Source organism: Xanthomonas sp. NCPPB 2632 (genome assembly GCF_041228075.2).
Lineage (GTDB): Bacteria > Pseudomonadota > Gammaproteobacteria > Xanthomonadales > Rhodanobacteraceae > Luteibacter.
The window spans coordinates 2,179,291-2,199,449 of the sequence record NZ_CM192979.1; the positions used below are offsets into that span (position 1 = coordinate 2,179,291).

Here is a 20,159-nt window from a genome sequence, read left to right on the forward strand (position 1 = left end):
ATCGCATCGAGGAGCCCCTGTTCTCCATCGATCCGCAAGGAATCGTCGCAGACATGCGCTAAATTGAGAAATTCGTTGTTTGGATATCAACTATCCACGGCGCGCCCGCGATAGCGGCGACACCGACTTTCAAGAGGTTGCACCCATGCGTTACGACGGACTCGACCTGAACCTGCTGGTCGCGCTGGATGCGCTGTTGACGGAGCGTAGCGTCTCGGGAGCCGCCGCACGCCTGCATCGTAGCCAACCCGCCACCAGCGCGGCCCTGAACAGGCTCAGGGACTATTTCAACGACGATCTGCTGCTGGTCGAAGGCAGACGGATGCGCCCGACGCTGCGCGGGGAGCAACTGGTCGAGCCCGTCAGGCACATCCTTGCCCAGATCGAATCGACGGTGGTATCGCCACCCGTGTTCGATCCGGCCACGTGCATGCGCCGATTCACCATCGAGGCATCGGATTATGTGAGCGAGGTCTTGTTGGCCGATGTTTTCGACGACGTGATGTCCCGGGCCCCTGGCGTGACGCTTCATGTCATGGCACGCGCGGACGGCGTGTCCACCGAACCGTCGCTGGCCGATCTTGTCATCGCGCCGGACGCTTTTCCCGCACCCGGACAGACGGCGGCACGGCTGTTCTCTGACGACTTCGTCGTGGTGGGATGGAAGGACAACCCCGCCATGCAAACGCGGATGACGCAGGAGTCGTTCCTGGAACTGGATCATGTCGCGGTGGCTTTCGGGCGCTCCCGCTACGTGTCGTTCCCCGATGCCGCCCTCGCATCGCTCGCTGAAACACGCCGGATCGTCCTGTTCGTACCGCGGTTCACCGGCGTTTGCAGCTTTATCGCCGGATCGCAGCGGGTCGCGGTTATGCACCGCCATCTGGCACGCAAGATGGCCCGACTCTGGCCGTTGAGCATCGCGGAGGTGCCGTTCCGGATACCTGCTTTTCGGGAAGTGATCCTACATCGCCCCGATCGTGAGGGTGACGAAGGACTGATGTGGCTACGTAGCGTGATCTTGCGCCACGCGTCGCGGCTTCCGCAGCCGAACAGGAAAGGGGCGGCTCGTCGCCGCCCCGGTGAACTGTCAACAGATGTCTGATGCGGTGCCGTTACGGCATCAGCACCTTATCCACCACGTGGATCACGCCGTTGGACTGCAGCACATCGCCGATCGTGACGTGCGCCACGCCGCCCTTCGCATCGGTCACCGTAAGCGCATTACCCGCCTGCATCACCGTCAGCGGCTCGCCCTCGACGGACGTGAGCGAGGCCTTCCCGCCGCCCTTTGCTACCAGCGCCATCAGGTCCTTGGCGGTGTAGCGCCCGGAGACCACATGGTAGGTAAGGATCTTGGTCAGGGTGGCCTTGTTTTCCGGTTTGACCAGGGTGTCTACCGTGCCCTTCGGCAGGGCGTCGAACGCTTCGTTGGTCGGCGCGAATACCGTGAACGGGCCCGGGCCCGACAGCGTGTCGACCAGGCCGGCGGCCTTGACCGCAGCGACCAGCGTGGTGTGGTCCTTGGAGTTCACCGCGTTCTGCACGATGTTCTTGCTCGGATACATCGCCGCGCCGCCGACCATCACGGTCTGATCCTTGCTCATGGCGTTCTGGGCGAAGCCCGGGGCCGAGATGGCCAGGCCGAGGGCCAGGGTCAGTGCAGCGATCGATGCGGTCTTCATGCGATTCGTCTTCATGGCAGATTCTCCGTGGGCCCGTCATTGGGTCGTTATTGATACGCAGGGAACGGAAGCACGGATGCACGCCGAAGTGTGACGACGCCTTCACGGCGGTCACTGGCCCATTCGCCACATGCCCTGCTCCGGGGGGCGCTGCTACGGTGCCGGCATCACCAGCGTCGAAGGGTAGCCATGTCGTCTCGTCTTGCCTTGCTCGGCCTTTGCTTCTGCCTCCCGCTCGCCGTGGGCGCCACCGAACCGGCTAAAGAGGCCTGGCTGGTAAAGACGGACCTGTGGGGTAACACGTCGTATCAAACCCTGACGTTCGCACAGGAGGGCCAAACCCTGACCGGCGTATTCGACGGCGACAAACTCGTCGGAACCCGGCGCGGTAACGCGTTGGATGTCACCGTTATCGATGCGAGCAACGCGATCCATCACCTCACGGCCACGATCACGGGCGCGGCTATGACCGGTGTGGCCGATGACCCCGACACCAACAGCCCCGGCAAACGCGCGAGTCATCCCTTTACCGGACATCGCTTGCCGCAGCGTCCGGATGGGCCGCCCAAGGTGTATTCGTTCACGCCCAGGTACTATTCGAACGAGTTCTCCGCGACACGCGCGCCCGTGCTCACCGTATGGCCGGGCGATGGCATCCGTACCCAAACGATCGACTCCGGTGGCGTCGACCGGTACGGCAACACGGTGGCCTTGTTCGGCAATCCCCAGGTCGGTCCGTTCTACGTGGTTGGCGCCGAGCCCGGCGATACGCTGGCCGTCCACATACGGCAGCTGCGATTGAACAGGGACTATGCCGACAGCCTGGACAGCATCGTGGGCCCGGCGCTCGGCCGATCGGTCGCCGCGGAGGCGCAAGCGCTGGGCAAGCCGGTGCGGTGGAAGCTGGATCGTGAGAAGGGCCTGGCCTCACCGCTGAATCCCACGCCGGCGCTCTCGCACTACAGCGTACCCGTAAGGCCCATGCTGGGTGGGATGGCGGTGGCGCCGGGGTTCGGTTCGCCGGCGATGTCGACGGGCGATACCGGTCGCTCCGGCGGCAACATGGACTTCAACCAGGTGGTCGAGGGCAATACCGTCTACCTGCCTGTGTACCAGCCCGGCGCCTTGTTGTACTTCGGCGATGCGCACGCGCTCCAGGGCGACGGTGAGACATCCCAGTACGCCCTGGAAACGTCCATGGACGTGGAGGTCTCGGTCGATGTGATCCACGGCAAGACCGTATCGATGCCTCGCGTGGAATCGCCCACGCAGCTCATGGTGCTGGGGCAGGCCGGATCCGTCGACGAGGCGACGCGCGCGGCCACGACCGGCCTGATCAAGTGGCTGGCCCAGGACTATGGCCTGACGCTGTCCGAGGCGGCGCAGGTGCTGGGCAGCTCGGTGCATTATTCGGTCGCCAATCTGGCCGGCCGCAGCGTCGGCGTGGCCGCCAGCCTCGACAAGGCGTTGCTGGCGAATCTGCAGAAGCCTGCCGGTAAGTAAGCCGGTCGGTTAGACAGCGCCGCCGCTACGTTCCGCCCCTCGTGCGGTTAGCGACCTGCCGGAGGAGCGCCTTCCAGCGAGGCGCGCAACGCGACGACGTGTTGCGCGATGGCGCGGGCCTCATTTCGCCGGGCGTCGGTGGGTACGTCGTCGGCGGTTTCCGGCGCTTCGAACTCGACCAGGGCGGCCCCCTGGTCGCCAAGGTCGAGAGCCATCGAGCAGCCGTAACCGAAGGGATAACCGTCGTATCGCTTCCAGCAACCCACCCAGTAAGCGTGCTCGCCCAGGCGATCTTGCAGGCGGCTTCGCACCGCGCCCTGGTAAGGGGTGTTCTGGCTTGGATCCGGGCCTGTGCTTTCTGCCCATTGGTCGGCATGCCCACGGGCCATCGCAAAGATGCCGGGGTATGAGGTCGGATCGAGTTCCAGCTGCACCCTCAAACGGTCCGGACGGTAGCCGTTGCCGGAAAGCGTCTTGCCGCCTATTCGATCGATTTCATAGAGGCACGTCGGCCATGTCGGCTGGCTTTCCGTCGAGCAGCCGAGGACGCCATCCACCGGCCAGGCCACGATGTGTCCGTTCGGCAACGTCGTGTGCCGGGCATCGACGTTCGTCTGCCGCCATTGCGCCAACGGCACGTCAGCCAGGGGGTCTCGTTTGCCGCTGGTGCAGGCTGCGATAAGCGCAACGACGATGACGAGCGAACGGTGAGGTGACGGCATGAAGACACTCGGGCGATAACGGTAGGGCAAGCATCGGACCGCGATGCGGCAGGCCGTGTTCGACACACGCCTGGACCACGTTGGGAGTCCGCTTCGCGACAATCTAGCAGACGGGGCCGCTTCGTTCCCGACGAGGTCGGCAAGCGTCGTGCGTCGGGAACGGGCCGGCCGACGGTATGCCCTTGTGTGACGCAGTTCGCGTCTGAAGCACATCGTCCGAAATAAGCGCGGCATCGCGGCACTGTTCGTATTGAGCAGCCCACTTCAAGGGTGCCATCATATTTGTCAGACAACACGCGAAAGGTTACGGGAGTCACCGTAGCCCGCCTGGGGTCAACGACAGGGGATTCCAGGCATGACGACTCACTCCGTAGCGGCGCACACGCGTGCGCGGCATCGACGGCTGGCCGCGCTCGTCGCCGCGTTCTGCCTGGCAACGACGGTCAACGCGGCCACGGTCGTGCCCTCCGACCGGATCGACCTGGACCTGGGCGCGCAGCCGTGGAAATACATCAAGCAATACGCGAACCAGAGCGGACATGCCCCGGTCCCGGGGGGCGATGCCGGTGCCGCACCCACCTTCGACGATACGGCTTGGGAGACGGTGGGTATCCCCCATGCCGCGAACGACTTCACCACGTTCATCAACCAGGAGTCCGGCGGCGGCCAGGGCAGCCTGGACGGTGAGACCAGCTGGTACCGCACCACGTTGAAGGACAGTGCGTCTTACCGCGGCCGCAAGGTCATGGTCGAGTTCGAGGGTGCGCACACGGGCGACCGTGTGTACGTCAACGGGCAGTTCGTCCCGGGCACCGGCGTGCTCAACCAGGCGGGGCAGATCGACGCCAACGCGACGCACGTCGTCGGCTTCGTGCCGCACATCGTCGACCTGACGGGGTTGCTCCGGTACGACGGCACCGACGTCATCGCGGTGAAGGTGAGCCGCGGTGGCGGCGGGTTCTTCCAGGACCCCGGCTTTTCCGGGGCGTTCCGTTTCGGCCAGTCGGAAGCGGGCCTGTTCCGGCCGGTCCGGCTGCATGTCACCAACCTCGTGCATATCCCGGAGAACGTGTACGCAGGGCAGAACACCTGGGGCACGTACGTCGGCACGCAGTCGCTCAGTGCCGACCACAAGACCGCCTTGATACGCGTGCAGACCAACGTGGTCAACGATCGCGACACGCCGGCCACGGTGACGCTCACGACGCAGATCGTGGACGCGAACGGCAATGTGATCGTCAGCGAGCAGCAGGACAAGACGCTGGCCGCGCACGTGGTGCCGGGCGACGCCACGCCGGTGTTCGACGAGACGTTGATGATCGCCAACCCGACGCTGTGGTTCCCGAACAACTCGCCCGACGGACGGCCGTACCTCTACAAGGTGGTGCATACGGTGAGCATCGACGGCGCCGTAGTGGATTCGAAGCAAAGCTCGCTGGGTATCCGCGTCATCACCTGGGACAAGGATTTCCCGTACGTCAACGGCAAGAAGCAATACACCTGGGGCGCGTCGGGCCGCTACGACTATCCGGCGCTGGGATCGTCCGTACCCGAAGAGCAGCAATGGCGTGACCTCCAGCAGTTGGCCGCGGCGGGCGGCAACCTGTGGCGCCCGGGCCATTCGCCATCCAGCCCCGAGTTCGTCGAGGCCGCGGACGCGCTCGGTGTGTTCATCGTGCAGCCCAGTGGCGATGGCGAGAACGGTTTTTCCGACCCCTGCGCTGCCGGCAACACCCCGTGCACGAACATGTGGATGCTGAAACGCGAGCTCCACCGCGACATCGTCATCCGCGACCGCAGCCATCCGTCCATCCTGGCCTGGGAGTCGAACAACGGCAAGATGTACACGCCGTTCGCCCAGGAGCTGCGCACGCTGGCGCGCACGTGGGACGCCATCGCGCCGCGTGCCGCGGCCGACCGCTCGCCCGACGCCAACAACGGCGACATCCTGAGCTGCTCGAAGGCCGGTTGCGAAACCTACCTGCACTCGACCCAGTTCCCGAACAAGCCCGCGTGGGGCGCCGAGTACTGGGGCTATGGCTCGCAGCGCCATGCGTTCGACTACGAGCTGGCCTTTGCGCTGAACTACCTCGTGCCGTATTCGCAGGCGCGCAAGGCCGGTACGTTCGGCATGGCGCAGTGGTACTTCGCCGATACGCCCGGGGAGACGATCGAGTTCTCCGAAGGCACGGAAGACGCCACGCACTTCACCCTCGACGCGAACGGCCGAAAGGCGTTCGTACACAACGTGCGCTCCATCGGCAGTTCGATGGTCGACCAGAACCGCTATCCGCGCCTGCTTTATTACATCTACCAGTCGGTATGGGTGCCGTACGCCATCCGGCCGGTGGTCAAGCTGGCGCATCACTGGAACCGCTCGAGCGATGTGCAGGTCAACGCGTTTTCCAACTGTCCCGCGGTGCGGCTGCTGGTCAACGGCGTGCCGCAGGGCGCGGACCAGAAGCCCAACGCCTGGGATAGCATCGACGAGCAGAGCTACAACGTCGAGAACACCGGCACCGATCCGCAGACCGGCCACATCATCGGCACGGCGCAGGCACAGGGCACCACGAAACTGCCCGGCCAGGTGCACTGGAACATTCCGTGGCAGTCCGGCACGGCCACCGCGCAGTGCATCGATGCGCTGGGCAACACGGTGGCCGACGCCCAGGGCGCGCCGGTGCAGGACAGCCTGACCACCGCCGGCAAGGCGGACCACATCGCGCTGCGTGTCGTGCCGGCGGTGGTGCGCCCCGACGGCACCGCGTTCGCCGTCACGGCCAATGGGTCGGATGCCGCTTTTATCGAGGCGCGTGTGGTCGACAAGGATGGGGTGGTGGTGCCGGAAGGTGCCGACGTCAATGTCACGTTCGATGTTACCGGCGGGGCGTCGCTGGTGTCCTACCAGGGCGGCACGCAGCAGCTGGTGGACTGGGCCGGCGGCCACACCACCAACGCCGACGGCAGCCAGGAGCCGGTCCACGGCTACCACTCGCCCGGCGATCACGAGCTGCGGTTCGAGGGCGGCCTGCAGAAGATCGCGCTGCGCACGCGGTTCGCTACCGGCACGGTGACGGTCACCGCGAGCGCGGCAGGCCTGGCGGCGGGTTCCGCCTCGTTCGACATCGTCGGTGTGCCGCAGCCTTCGTCAGGGGCTTCGGGGCCGCCCTCGATCATCGCCAATCCGGTCGAGGACCAGGTGACCGCGGGCTTTGCCGGGCATTTCTCGGTAACCGCCACCGGCGCGCCGCCGCTGACCTTCACGTGGAAGAAGAACGGACAGGTGATGCCGTCCGCGAACGCAGCGATCCTGGACACGCAGGCCACCACGCAGGCCGATGACGCCACGACGTACACCGTCGTCGTCCACAACGCGCAAGGTGACCGCGAGTCCAAGCCGGCCGCGCTGCGCGTGTTCCCGGCTCGTCAGGTCAGCATCACCCAGCAGCCGTCGGCCCAGTCGGCGGACGTGGGCCAGCAGGCGCACTTCAGCGTGGCGGCAGTGGGCTCGCCGAAGGTCACCTACCAGTGGATGAAGGGCAGTGCCCCCATCCCGGGGGCCACCGCGTCCACCTACGATACCCCGGTGCTCACCGCGGCCGACGGCAACGTGGATTACGCCGTGGTGGTGACCAATCCGCTGGGCAGCGTGCCGAGCGCTCCGGCGACGTTGACCGTCAACGCGGCGCGTCCGCCGGTGATCACGGCGCAGCCGGGCAACGTGCGCGCCAATCCGGGCCAGCCGGCTACGTTTACCGTGGCCGTCGCGGGCACTGCGCCGTTCCATTACACCTGGATGCACGACGGATCGCCGGTCGGTGACGATGCCGCCACGCTCACCCTCGCCGCCGTGGGCCAGGCCGACGTGGGGAGCTACACCGTCGCCGTCAGCAACATCACGGGCGACGCCGCGGCGGTGACCAGCCAGGCGGCGGTACTGACCCTGGCGCCGCCGGGCGCCAACCTTGCCCGCGAGAAGGTCACCTATGCCAGCGGCGTGGAGAATGCCCAGGGCACGCCGAGTGCCGGCGCCGTCGACGGTAACGAGACCAGTCGCTGGGCGTCGGAGCAGGGCAATGACGCGGCCTGGCTCACGGTGGACCTCGGGGCCGTGCGCTCCTTCAACCGCGTGGTCCTCAAGTGGGAAGCGGCCCACGCATCGCAGTATCGCGTGCAGTACTCGAACGACGAGGACACCGGCTTCAAGGATGCCCTGGTCGTCGATACCAGCCTTGGCGGCACGGAGGACAACACCTTCGCCCGCGTGTCGGCACGCTACGTGCGCATGCAGGGCGTCAAGCGCGCCAGCGCCTATGGCTACTCGCTCTACGAGTTCGAGGTATACGACTCGCCGACGTGCTGCAGCGTCGACACCAACGACCGTTACACGCTGCAGGACACCAACCACGTGCTCGACCGGCTCAGCGGCCTGGTGTGGGAACGTACCCAGCGTGGCTTTGCCGACCAGGGCGCGCAGTACAAGCAGTCCAATGCGATCGCCGACTGCAAGGCGGCCGGCGCGCGGTTGCCGACGCTCGACGAGGCCCTGGCCGTCGCCGGCCCGAACCTGTCCAGCGGTGCTTTCCCCACGGCGTGGACCATCTGGACCTCGACCAACGATCGCACCGACCCGACCTTCGCCTGGCAGGTGGCATCGGACGGCACGCCGAACCGTCTGGTGGCCGAGAACAATCCCTCCCACGCGCTGTGCGTGACGGGTGCGACCGTCTCGGCGCCGGTCGTGACGGCCGCGCCCGTCGCCCAGAAGGCCGGGGTGGGCCGTTCGGCGCATTTCGCCGTCACTGCCACAGGTGTGGGGCCGCTGTCCTACCAGTGGTACCGCCGCACCACGGCGGCCGACGGCACCCCCACGGACGACTTCGTGGCGTCCACCGCCGATGGCACGTATGCGACGCCCGCCCTGTCGCTGGCCGACAACGGCGTGGCCTACAAGGCGCGGGTGATCAGCGCGCAGGGGCTGGCCAGCGAGACGACGCTGGCCTCGCTCACCGTCGCGGGTTCCACCGATGGGTTCGATCCGCCGGCATGGCAAAACGGCGGCACCACCGGCGGTACCACGCCCCAGCCGCCCACCACGCCGGACAACCCGGATGGACCGGGCACGCCGGGCGACGGGCAGGGTGGCGTCAACTTGGCGGTGGGCGCGAAGGTCACCGCCAGTGGCAACGAGAACGATGGCTACCTCGCCCCCGCAGGTGCGGTGGATGGTGACTTCACCACGCGGTGGGGCTCGAGTTTCACGGACCCCGCGTGGATTCGTCTCGACCTGGGCGCGGCCAAACGCTTCGATCACGTGATCCTGCGCTGGGAGCGTGCCCACTCGACGTCGTACGAAGTGCAGGTGTCGAACGACGACCAGACATGGACGTCGACCACCGCCACGCCGGTCACGGGCAAGGGTGGCGTGGAGCGGGTAAACTTCAGCGCGGTCACGGCGCGTTACGTGCGGGTCTACAGCACGGCGCGCAGCACGGACTACGGCATCTCGCTGTGGGAGTTCGAGGTCTATGCGGCGGCGCCGCCGGTCGTTGTCCAGCCGCAGGCACCGGTCACGACGCCGGCCGACGATCCGTCGCAGGGCTTCAATTACGACGTGTACCCCGGCTTCATCGGCACGCAGCTGCGCAACACCACCCACGGGCGATGGACGGACGACAAGGTGTTCGTGGCCATCATCGGCCGCGACCCGAAGACCCAGGTGTTCTCGTGGGTCACGCCCGATGGCACGGTGGTGCCGGTGCGGGTCGAGGACAACGAAGGCGCGGGACACCTGAGCAAGAACGGCCAGGACTATCCCGATTACTTCTTCACGCTGGCGCAGACGAAGTTGCTCAAGCTACCCAAGCTAGACTCGGCACGGATCTTCGTCTCGGTCGGTGAGCCGATGTACATCAAGATCGTCAAGGCGGCGGACGGCTCCCTCGGATTTGCCGGTCCCAATCCGCTCAACGCGACCGATCCGAACATCGGGGTGCATTACGACTGGTACGAACTGACCTGGAACGACAACGCCATCTTCATCAACACGACGCAGGTGGACCAGTTCTCCCTTCCGCTGTCGCTCGATGTCTATGGTGGACAGAAGACGCGTCACCTGAGCTCGGGCATCACCCAGACGCGCGCGCAGATCTTCGCCGCGTACAACCAGGAAGTGCCTGCCGGGTTCCAGCTGACCGAGGCCGATCCCATTCGCCTCCTAGCGCCCGGCAAGGCCGCGTTCGACGTCGGCAAGCCCCAGCAGCATTACTTCGACGGCTACATCGACGAGGCGTGGGCGTACTACGAGAACCACGTCCTCGACATGACCATCGGCGCCAAGCAGTTCGAGGGCACGGTCGTCGACGGGGTGCTCAGCTTCCGCCACACCAACTGGGCGCAGACGCACGAGCCTGACGAAGCGGAGGGCAGGGTGTTCAGCGTCGGCAAGCCGACCACGCAGGATGTGCTGGAAGGCAAGGGTGCGCTGGCGCACTCGACCGACCCGTGGGGTGTCGAGGGCCAACTCCAGGCGCAGATCTGTGCGGCGTTCAACCGCCACGTGATGGAAGACACCTCACGCTGGAAGGATGCCGCGTCGTTCTACCAGGCGTCGCCGGCCAACTACTACTCGCGGTTCTGGCACGTGCACGCGATCGACGGCAAGGCCTATGGATTCGCATACGACGATGTGTCTGACCAGAGCTCCACATTGATCGAGACGGACCCGGAGCACCTCGAGCTGGGGATCGGCTGGTAACGATGGGTACCGGTAGGTCATGGGCGTGCATCGCCTGCCCATGACCTTCCGTGAGGTTGCGAGAGCTTCCGTGCGTGACATTCCTATGTCGGTTCTGTGAACGTTGGCCCTTCTTCAGGGGGCAACTTCGCGGGGGCGACACATGATAGGTACTGGTAACGATACTGGCCGCAACGCGGCCGGTCAGGACGAGCACACCCGTGCATCGGGCAACACGCTGCGAATGAGCGTGATGGCGTTGTCGCTGGCACTGGCGATGGGGCAGCATGCCGTCGCGAACGCACAGACGGCTTGCACAGCCAACACATCGGGATCGGGCAATGCCGATGCCACGGTCTGCGGGCAGGGTTCCACGGCCACGGGGGAGCAAGCGACCGCGTACGGCAACAGCTCGCTCGCCAGTGGCGACCGAGCAACGGCCATCGGCGGCAGCGCCATCTCGAACGGTCAGGATGCCACGGCGCTGGGCGGCAACGCCCTGGCCCGCGGGCAGGGCGCACTGGCGCTGGGGGCGTCGTCGGTCGCAGGCGTCATGAATGCCGTGGCCGTCGGTGTGGGGGCCCAGGTCACGGCGGTCAACGCCGTGGCGATCGGCGCATCGTCGGTCGCCTCGCGGGAGAACACCGTATCGGTGGGCGATGTCGGCGCGGAGCGCCAGCTCGTCAACGTCGCCGCCGGTACGGAAACGACCGATGCGGTGAACGTCGGCCAGCTCCAGCAGGCCACGCATGTCGCCGGTACGTATCTCAGTGTGGGTGCGGCCGCCGACGATACGTCGCAAGCCGTTACCGATGGCGACGGCGCGGTGGCGCTGGGTCGCTCTGCGTTCGCATCCGGTAGCGAGTCGTCCGCGCTCGGCTCCTCGTCGCTGGCCCTGGGCAACGGGGCGGTCGCCGTGGGCGCGCAGGCATCCTCGGTCGGTCAGCTCGCCTTCGCCGGCGGTTATGGCGCCTCGGCGTCGAACGCGAATGCGGTGGCCGTGGGCGGTAACGCCAGCGCGGCAGGAATGGCCTCGGTGGCGCTGGGCGGCCGAAACGAGACGGCCGATGGCGCTCCCGTCTTCGGCACGGCCACCACCACGCAGGCCAACGGACTCGCATCGACCGCGCTGGGCGCAGGCGCGCAGGCCAACGGCATCTTCAACACGGCGGTCGGCTCCGGTTCGTATGCGAACGACCGCTCCGCGGTGGCCGTCGGCGGCGTGGTCGACGTGCTGGTGGACCAGCTGGGCGAAGACTTCGCGGGCATCCAGCTGCAGAACACGCAGGCTACCGCTCGGCTCTCCAGCGCGTTCGGCGGCGGCGCGCAGGCCACCGAATACGGCTCGACCGCCATCGGCGCCATGTCGGCGGCCTCGGGCGTCCGCTCGATCGCCATGGGCTACTACACCACGGCCACGGGCTACGACTCGTTCGCCGCCGGCGACCGGACCGAGGCCAACGCGGACTGGGCGACCGCGCTGGGTTCGGGTAACAGGGTCCATGGCCAGGGCTCGACCGCGGTGGGCTCCTTCAACACCGTGTATGGAACAAACGCGACGGCCGTCGGCAACGGTAGCTACGCGACCGGTAACTATGCTGCCGCGCTGGGCAACGCCGCCTGGGCGCAGGCGGACTACAGCGTGGCCATCGGCTCCAACGTGATGGTGTGGCGCCAGAACATTCCCGAAGGCGACGAGGCACCCGTGGCGTTCTCCCGCGATGTCGCCATTGGAACCGATAGCGAGATCAACGGCAGTCGTTCCGTCGCCATCGGGTCGGGAGCGAAGGTCGGCGACAGCAGCCAGCCGGTCGGTACGGCAGGCATCGTCGACGACGCCGTGGCACTGGGATCCAACGCGATTGCGAACCGCAACAATACGATCTCGGTCGGCAGCGCGGGCCACGAGCGCCAGATCGTGAACGTGGCGGCCGGTACGCAGGATACGGACGCGGTCAACCTGGCGCAGCTGCGCACCGTGGTGGGAAACCAGCAGGCGACCAGCGGCGGGCAGCTCACCCAGTCGCTGAACTCGGTGGCGGGCATGGTCGGCGGCGGCGCCGTCCTCGACTCCGCGGGGCAGTTGGGCGGATTCCATGTCTCGGTGCTGGGACAGGACTTCACGACGATCGCCGGCGCCATCGGCGCGCTGGATACGGCCTTGGGCTCGATGGGCTCCGGCCCGGCGGGCGCGGCTTCGGGCGTGGCGATGGGCAACGGTGCCTCCGTGGCGGCATCGACCGGCGTTGCGGTGGGCAATACGGCCAGCGCCGGTGGTGACAAGGCGACGGCGATCGGCGGCGGGTCGAAGGCCGTCGGTCCGTCGGATACGGCGATCGGCGGCGGTGCCATCGTCGGTGCGGACCAGAGCACCGCGGTCGGCGCCAACGCCACCATCGCGGCCGCGGCAACCCGCTCGGTCGCCGTCGGCGAAAGCAGTTCGGTGCAGAGCCCCTCGGGCACGGCGCTGGGGCAGGGCGCGCAAGTCACCGCGGCCAATGCCGTGGCACTCGGCGCAGGATCGGTGGCCGACCAGGCCAACACGGTGTCGGTGGGCAGTGCCGGGGCGACGCGGCGGGTGACCAATGTGGCCGCGGGGCAGGGCAGCACCGATGCGGTGAACCGCGGTCAGCTCGACACGGCCACCAGTCAGGCGATCCAGGCGGCGCAGACCTATGCGGATCGCGGCGACGCGCAGACGCTGGGTTCGGCCAAGGCCTATACCGACACGCGTGCCGCGGACATGGTGAGCCGCAGTGACTTCAACGGTTTCGCCAACAGCGTGCAGCAACGCCTGGGCACGTTGGACACGCGCGTTTCCCGGGTCGGTGCGATGGGTGCGGCGATGAGCGGCATGGCCGGCGCGATTGCCGCGGCGGCGGGAACCGAAAACCGCGTCAGTGCGGCGGCGGGTGGCTACCACGGCCAGAGCGCACTGGCCGTGGGTTACGCGCACCAGCTGCCCGGCAGCGGCGCGATCCTGGTGGGCGGTTCGCTCGCGGGCGGCGGTGAAAGCAGCGGCACGGTAGGTGTCAGCTTCGGCTGGTAACGGCATCGGGGGAAAAGACATGACTCATCCAAAGAACGGCAAACGGGGAAATCACGTGAAAAGATCGGTATCCATGGGGTGGATCTGCGGCGTCGCGCTGTCCGTGGTCGCAGCGAACGTGTCCGCACAGGCGGTCGATACGACGCTGAAAGTGGCCAGCCTTCCGCTGGCCGCGAGCGACCGGATCGATGGCTTCATCGTCCGTTTCAAGCCGGGCACGCCCGTACAGGGGGCCACGGCCGTGCGCACGTTCAGCGCCGCGCGATCGGCGATGAATGCCAGGGCGACCTCGGTCATGACCAGCGCCATGCGTTCGGCCGATTTCCGTTATGCCCGCACCACCGCTACCGGCGGCATGGTCGTGCGCACCGGCAAGGCAATCGACGGCAAGAGCGCCCTCGAACTCATGAAACAGGTGGCCGCCGATCCCACGGTCCTGTCCATCGAGCCGGACGTGCGCATGCATGCCTTCCGCGACCTGCATCCTGCGGACGCGACCACCGGCACGCCCGACGATCCCAGCTTTTCCTACCAGTGGCACTTCCGCGCCGGCGACGGCACGATGGAGACGATCGGCAAGGACACTCAGGCGTTCGCCAATTACGGCGGTTCGAACGCGGTCAAGGCGTGGTCGCTCGCGCAGGGCGACGGCGTCGTGGTGGCCGTGATCGACACGGGCGCGACGCAGCATCCGGATCTGGATACCAGCCTGACCGACGAGAGCTACGACTTCATCTCCAATGCGTTGATGTCCGGCCGGTCCGCCGATGGCCGCGCCAAGGGCGCGTGGGATACGGGTGACTGGACGACGGGCTCGACGTACCTGGCCAGTAACGGCGGTTGCGTGGACAACGTGAACGTGACACCGGAGAACAGCACCTGGCATGGCACGCACGTGATGGGCAACGTGGCGGAGCTGACCGATAACGGCGTGGGCATGGCCGGCGTGGCCTATAAGGCACGCGTCCTGCCGCTGCGCGCGCTCGGTCATTGCGGTGGCAGCACCTCGGACATTACCGATGCGATCGTCTGGGCGGCCGGTGGCCACGTCGACGGACTGGACGACAATACACACCCTGCGCAGGTCATCAGCATGAGCCTGGGTGGTGGCGGCGTGTGCAATGCATCGACCGATATGGGCAAGGCGATCGCCGATGCGATCAGCCGCGGCGTCACCGTCGTGGTGGCGGCAGGCAACAGTGCGCAGGATGCGTCGACCACCAGTCCGGCCAGCTGCCCCGGGGTCATCACCGTGGCCTCCAACGGCATTACCGGCAAACCCGCGTTCTACTCGAACTACGGATCGGTCGTGACCTTGTCGGCCCCCGGCGGCGGTGGCTACGCCAACGATGCATCGTCGGGCACGCTGGTGGCCGCCGGTTTCGCATGGTCGGCGATCAATGCGGGTACCACCGTGCCGACGACGCCGACCTACGGCAGCATGGCGGGCACCTCCCAGGCCACGCCCGAAGTATCCGGTGCGATCGCCCTGATGATCAGCGCCCGCGCCAAGGCCGGGTTGACCCCACTGACCCCCGGGCAGGTGAAGACGTATCTGGCGCGCACGGCGCGCTCCTTCCCGCAGCAGCCTACGCTCGCCTACGGCGCAGGCATCCTGGACACCTATGCGGCCGTCAGTCGCGCCATGGTGCAGAGCGACCCGGCGGCGGATGCGTTGCCGCTGTCCAACGGTGTGACGACGAAGTACCAGGCCGACGGCACCATCTCCGAAGTGCTGTTCAAGCTGGTCGTGCCGTCGAAGGCGCGCGCCCTGACCCTGCGCACCTTGGGCGGCAGCGGCGACGTGACGTTGCTGGTCAGCAAGGATACGGCGCCGGCCGTGGGTTCGGCCCAGTACACCTCGGCACACGTGGGTAACAACGAATCGGTGACGTTGACCAACGCGGCCGCCGGCACGTACTACCTGCTGGTCTCGGGAATCTCGGCCGGTACGTCGTTCTCGGCCATGGGGCTGTACACGCTGTAAGCGGCCCACGGACCCGTTGCCACGCCCCAGGCCACCGTCACCCGCTCGGGTGGCGGTGGCTTTCTACCCGTCGTGCGGGTAGCTTAAAGGCACATATTCGGTAGCCTTGGGGTTCGATGGTGCTGGCAAGGGTTGCATTGATCGAAGACGACGAGGAACTGCGCGAGAAGTTGCTCGGTCCTGGCCTGGAGTGCTACGGGTTCGCCACGAGCACGTTCCCCGATGCCACCGAGTTCTACGAGCAATGGACGGCCGACGCCTTCGATCTGCTGGTGGTCGACGTCAACCTGCCCAGCGGCAGTGGATTACGGGTGATCCAGCACCTGCGGGCCAGCGGCTCGCAGATCGGCATGGTGGCGCTGAGCGCGCTCCCCATCGAGTCCGCCGGCCTGTCGGCCTTTCAGCTGGGTGGCGACCTCTACCTCATGAAGCCGGTCACCGTAGGATTGCTGGCTTCGGCGCTGCACGCCGTGCTGAGGCGGACGTGGTCCGCGACATCCGCCGGTGGCGGCACCGTGGTCAGCGACGCGTCCGATCGCGAGGGCTGGTACCTCCATGGCCCCGAAGGCGAGTTGATCGCCCTGACGGAGGCCGAGCGCACCATCATCCAGCGGCTGCGCCGGGAGCAGGGGCGGCCGGTGGAACGCGAGGCGCTGATCGAATCGCTCACCGGCAATACCGCGGATTTCGATCCGCACCGCCTGGACGTCCTCATCCATCGCCTGCGTCGCAAAGTGGTGCGCACCACCGAGCCGAAGCTGGAAATCGTCACCATCCGCGGCAGCGGCTACGGGCTGCTGGAGTCGTAAGCCTCATCGGCACGACGCAGGCGTAGCTCGAAGCGTGCACCCGTGTCCGGTGAGGGGGCCAGAACCAACTGGCCGCCCAGCGATTCCGCCATCTGGCGTGCACTGAACAGGCCTAGCCCCGTGCCGCGCTCCGGGCCTTTCGTCGTCCAGAACGGTTCGAAAGCCGTATGCCGCTGGGATTCCGGGATGCCCTTGCCGTTGTCGGTGAAGATCAGCACGGACTGGCCGTCGTCGGCGCGGCAGGCCAGGTCGACGACCCCACGACCGTCGATCGCGTCGCGCGCATTGGTGGCCAGGTTCAGCAGGATCAGGGCCAGGCACGGCTCGTCGAACGCCACCCGGTGATCGCCGGGCCCGATATCGACGCGCAGTTCGATGGCCTGGCCCAGGGTCATGGCGAGCAGGGGCACGATCCCGGGCAGTACCGTGACCAGGTCGATGGGCGTGGCCTGGCGCGGCGTGGCGCGTGCCAGCGAGGTGATGCGCCGGTTGAGGTGCACGGCGCGATCCGCGGCGGCCTCGATGCCGTTCAACGAGTCGGCCAGCACCCCCTCCGTATGGCGTACATGGCCCCATGCCTTTTCGACGTAGGCGACGATGACGTTGAGCAGGTTGCCCAGGTCGTGAGACACCGCCGTGGCCAGGGACGCCGCCGCCTCGGACTGGGCGGTCCGGCTCACCTGGCGTTGCAGGCCGATGGTGATTTCCGCCTGTTCGCCGAGGCGAACGAAAAGCTGTTCCGCCTTGCGCCGCTGCTGATCGGAAAAGTCCAGGGCGTTGCTCAGCACCACGACCGTCCGGTCGACCAGCACGGCGACGAGGGCGATCTGGAAGACCTGGCGAAGGAACGCGACGATGAAGGCGGGATCGATGTTCAGCGGCGCATCGGCACCGGCCAGTTCGACGGCGGCGGAGAGGAACACCACCACCTCCGTGGCGGCCATGAAGATCCACAGCGCCCTGCGTCCCGCGACATAGGCGGCGATGATCATGATGACCAGGGGCAGCAGCGCCGAGGGCAGGCTCACCACCGGGGTGAGCGCGTAGTACCAGGCCAGGTACACCAGTAGTGACGCCGATAACGTCCAGCCGGCCATGCGGACGCTGTGGAAGGTGAGGCCGAAGGCCGCGAAGGCCGCGCCGCCGGTGAACAGGTCCTTGGCAAAACGCAGGAAGGTGAGGTCCGCGTCGGTTTGCAGGTTGACGACGAAGGCATACGAACCCACGCCGATCACGGCGACGCCGACCAGCAGTCCCAGCACGCGCACCAGGACGCGCCTGTTCGCGTCCAGCCCTTGCACCACCATGTCGCCCCCTTGAGGATGAGAAAACTGTAACAACCGATCGCGACAATACCCGGCGCAAGGGGCCCTTTCCCAGCGCACGGGTATACGCATGACTGATCGCCGGCATTTCCTCAAGTTCTCCCTCGGTGCCGCAGGCGCCGCCCTGGCGGCGACGGCGCTGCCGATGTCGATCCAGAAAGCCCTGGCCGTGCCCGCCGCACGGCGCACCGGCACGCTGAAGGACATCGAGCACGTGGTGATCCTCATGCAGGAAAACCGCTCGTTCGACCATTATTTCGGCAGCCTGCGCGGTGTGCGCGGCTTCGGCGACCCGCGGATGACGACGCTGGCTTCCGGCCGCACCGTCTGGCACCAGCCGCTCACCGCCGGCAGCGACGACTACGTGCTGCCGTTCCGGCCGCAGGCGGACGACCTGGGCCTGCAGTTCATCGAAGACCTGCCGCACGGCTGGAACGACACGCACGCTGCCTTCAACGCAGGCAGGTACGACCAGTGGGTGCCCTCGAAAGGCACCACCACCATGGCTTACCTCACCCGGGAAGACATCCCGTTCCACTACGCACTGGCGGACGCCTTCACCCTCTGCGACGCCTATCACTGCTCCATCCTGTCCTCCACCGATCCCAACCGCTACTACATGTGGACCGGGTATGTCGGCAACGACGGGCAGGGCGGTGGCCCCGTCCTGGCCAACGACGAGAAGGGCTACGGCTGGACCACCTACCCGGAACGCCTCGAGGCGGCGGGTGTTTCCTGGAAAATCTACCAGGACATCGGCACCGGCCTGGATGCGGCCGGCAAATGGGGTTGGGGCAAGAATCCGTACATCGGCAACTACGGCGACAATTCACTGCTGTATTTCAACCATTTCCGTGATGCGGAGCCGGGCAACCCCCTCTATGACAAGGCCCGCACCGGGACACAGACCACCACCGGCCAGTCGCTGTTCGACATCCTGCGCAAGGACGTCATGGCCGACACGCTGCCGCAGGTGTCCTGGATCGCCGCGCCGGAAGCCTATACCGAGCACCCGAGCTGGCCGGCCAACTACGGCGCCTGGTACATCGACGGCGTGCTGGACGCCTTGACGTCCAATCCCGAGGTGTGGAGCAAGACGGCGTTGTTCATCACCTACGACGAGAACGACGGGTTCTTCGATCATGTGGTGCCCGCCTATCCGCCGACCTCGCGCGACCGCGGCCTGTCCACCGTGAATGCGGACAACGAGGTGTATCCCGGCGGCAAGGGTTTCGATCCCGGCGTGTACGGCCTCGGCGTGCGCGTGCCGATGCTGGTCATTTCGCCCTGGAGCAAGGGTGGCTGGGTGTGTTCCGAGACCTACGACCACACGTCGATCCTGCGTTTCCTCGAGCAGCGGTTCGGCGTGGCCGAGCCCAATATCTCGGCATGGCGCCGTGTTGTTTGTGGCGACCTGACGCGTGCCTTCGACTTCGATGGCCACGATGGCCGCGTGCCGTCGCTGCCCTCGACCAAGGCCTACGAGCCCGATCAGGCTACCCATGCCGACTACCATCCGGTACCGCCCGGTGAGCAGCGGCTGCCACGGCAGGAACGCGGCCAGCGCCCGGCGCGTGCGCTGGCGTACGACCTGGAGGTAACCGGGCGCGTCGATCGCGAACAGGGCCGCTATCTCCTCGACTTCGGCAACCGCGGCGCGATGGGCGCGTGCTTCCACGTCACCTCGTCGCTGCGCAAGGACGGGCCGTGGACCTATACGGTGGAAGCCGGCAAGAAGTTGTCCGATCACTGGACCAGCGCGTACAGCGGCGATGCCTATGATCTTGTAGTGCATGGCCCCAACGGCTTCCTCCGCCAGTTCAGCGGCAAGCAGCCCGACAAGGGCAGCGACCACCATGGCGTCGCGCTGCCCGAGGTCACTCTGGTCCGCGGGCGGCGTGCCGGCGAACTGCACCTTGTCGTCAGCAACGACGGCGGCCGCCCCTGTGCGGTCACCATCGCCGCGAACGACTACCTGGACGAGGTGCCGCGGCGGTACTGGTTGCTGCCGGGCCAGCGCGTGGAAAGCCACTGGGACATCGGCGGCTGCGACCACTGGTACGACCTGACCGCCACCAGCGACGTCGACCCACTGTTCCTGCGGCGGTTCGCGGGGCATCGCGAGGATGGGCGTCCGTCCGTGTCGGACCCGGCGCTGGGGCGTTGATCCGCCGATAAGGCCAGGGGCTGGCCCTCGACGAGCGTGCCTGAGTCCTTGCCATCCGAGCGACGATTGCTTCGGCTTCGGCTTCGGCTTCGGCTTCGGCTTCGGCTTCGGCTTAAGGCGGGCAGGCTCCGGTCATGAACAACGCCCATTAAAAAGCCCGCGGAGGGGACCGCGGG

The 20,159-nt window shown here is 66.9% G+C and carries 10 protein-coding genes; 7 read left to right on the forward strand and 3 right to left on the reverse strand.

Features of this window, described 5'->3' with window-relative positions; translation table 11 throughout:
- The first annotated feature begins 79 nt into the window (after nt 1–79).
- Nucleotides 80–1,105: a LysR family transcriptional regulator gene (locus tag AB8808_RS09760; RefSeq protein WP_369928891.1), complete on the forward strand. Its 1,026-nt coding sequence runs from the start codon at nt 80–82 to the stop codon at nt 1,103–1,105.
- 10 nt (nt 1,106–1,115) lie between these two features.
- Here AB8808_RS09760 and AB8808_RS09765 read toward each other — a convergent pair whose 3' ends face one another.
- Complete coding sequence (locus AB8808_RS09765; RefSeq protein ID WP_369928892.1) at nt 1,116–1,700, reverse strand: fasciclin domain-containing protein; 585 nt, start codon at nt 1,698–1,700, stop codon at nt 1,116–1,118.
- A gap of 174 nt (nt 1,701–1,874) precedes the next feature.
- Here AB8808_RS09765 and AB8808_RS09770 point away from each other — a divergent pair, with 174 nt between their 5' ends.
- Complete coding sequence (locus AB8808_RS09770) at nt 1,875–3,188, forward strand: acetamidase/formamidase family protein (protein ID WP_369928893.1); 1,314 nt, start codon at nt 1,875–1,877, stop codon at nt 3,186–3,188.
- A 47-nt stretch (nt 3,189–3,235) separates the two neighbouring features.
- Here the strand turns inward: AB8808_RS09770 and AB8808_RS09775 are convergent, their stop codons facing one another.
- The gene (locus AB8808_RS09775; RefSeq protein WP_506193262.1) at nt 3,236–3,910 is read right to left on the reverse strand and encodes a hypothetical protein; all 675 of its coding nucleotides are present in this window, start codon (nt 3,908–3,910) and stop codon (nt 3,236–3,238) included.
- Nucleotides 3,911–4,265: 355 nt separating this feature from the next.
- Between AB8808_RS09775 and AB8808_RS09780 the strand changes: the two genes are divergently transcribed.
- The 4 genes from AB8808_RS09780 (at nt 4,266) to AB8808_RS09795 (ending at nt 16,491) form a co-directional block, all read left to right on the forward strand.
- Nucleotides 4,266–10,667, forward strand: coding sequence for a beta-1,3-glucanase family protein (locus AB8808_RS09780; protein WP_369928897.1), 6,402 nt, complete (start codon nt 4,266–4,268; stop codon nt 10,665–10,667).
- Between the two features lie 142 nt (nt 10,668–10,809).
- Entirely contained in the window at nt 10,810–13,695 is a 2,886-nt protein-coding gene (locus AB8808_RS09785; RefSeq protein WP_369928899.1) for an adhesin, read from the forward strand.
- A gap of 55 nt (nt 13,696–13,750) precedes the next feature.
- Nucleotides 13,751–15,682: a S8 family serine peptidase gene (locus AB8808_RS09790; protein WP_369928901.1), complete on the forward strand. Its 1,932-nt coding sequence runs from the start codon at nt 13,751–13,753 to the stop codon at nt 15,680–15,682.
- A 137-nt stretch (nt 15,683–15,819) separates the two neighbouring features.
- A complete protein-coding gene (locus AB8808_RS09795; RefSeq protein WP_369928903.1) occupies nt 15,820–16,491 on the forward strand; it encodes a response regulator transcription factor in 672 nt (223 codons plus the stop codon).
- Here the strand turns inward: AB8808_RS09795 and AB8808_RS09800 are convergent.
- Nucleotides 16,470–17,798, reverse strand: coding sequence for a sensor histidine kinase (locus tag AB8808_RS09800; RefSeq protein WP_369928905.1), 1,329 nt, complete (start codon nt 17,796–17,798; stop codon nt 16,470–16,472). The two genes, AB8808_RS09795 and AB8808_RS09800, sit on opposite strands and share 22 nt — an antisense overlap.
- A gap of 88 nt (nt 17,799–17,886) precedes the next feature.
- Between AB8808_RS09800 and AB8808_RS09805 the strand changes: the two genes are divergently transcribed.
- Nucleotides 17,887–19,983 (forward strand): phosphocholine-specific phospholipase C, encoded by a 2,097-nt coding sequence (locus AB8808_RS09805; protein ID WP_369928907.1) that lies wholly within the window; start codon nt 17,887–17,889, stop codon nt 19,981–19,983.
- Nucleotides 19,984–20,159: the final 176 nt, after the last annotated feature.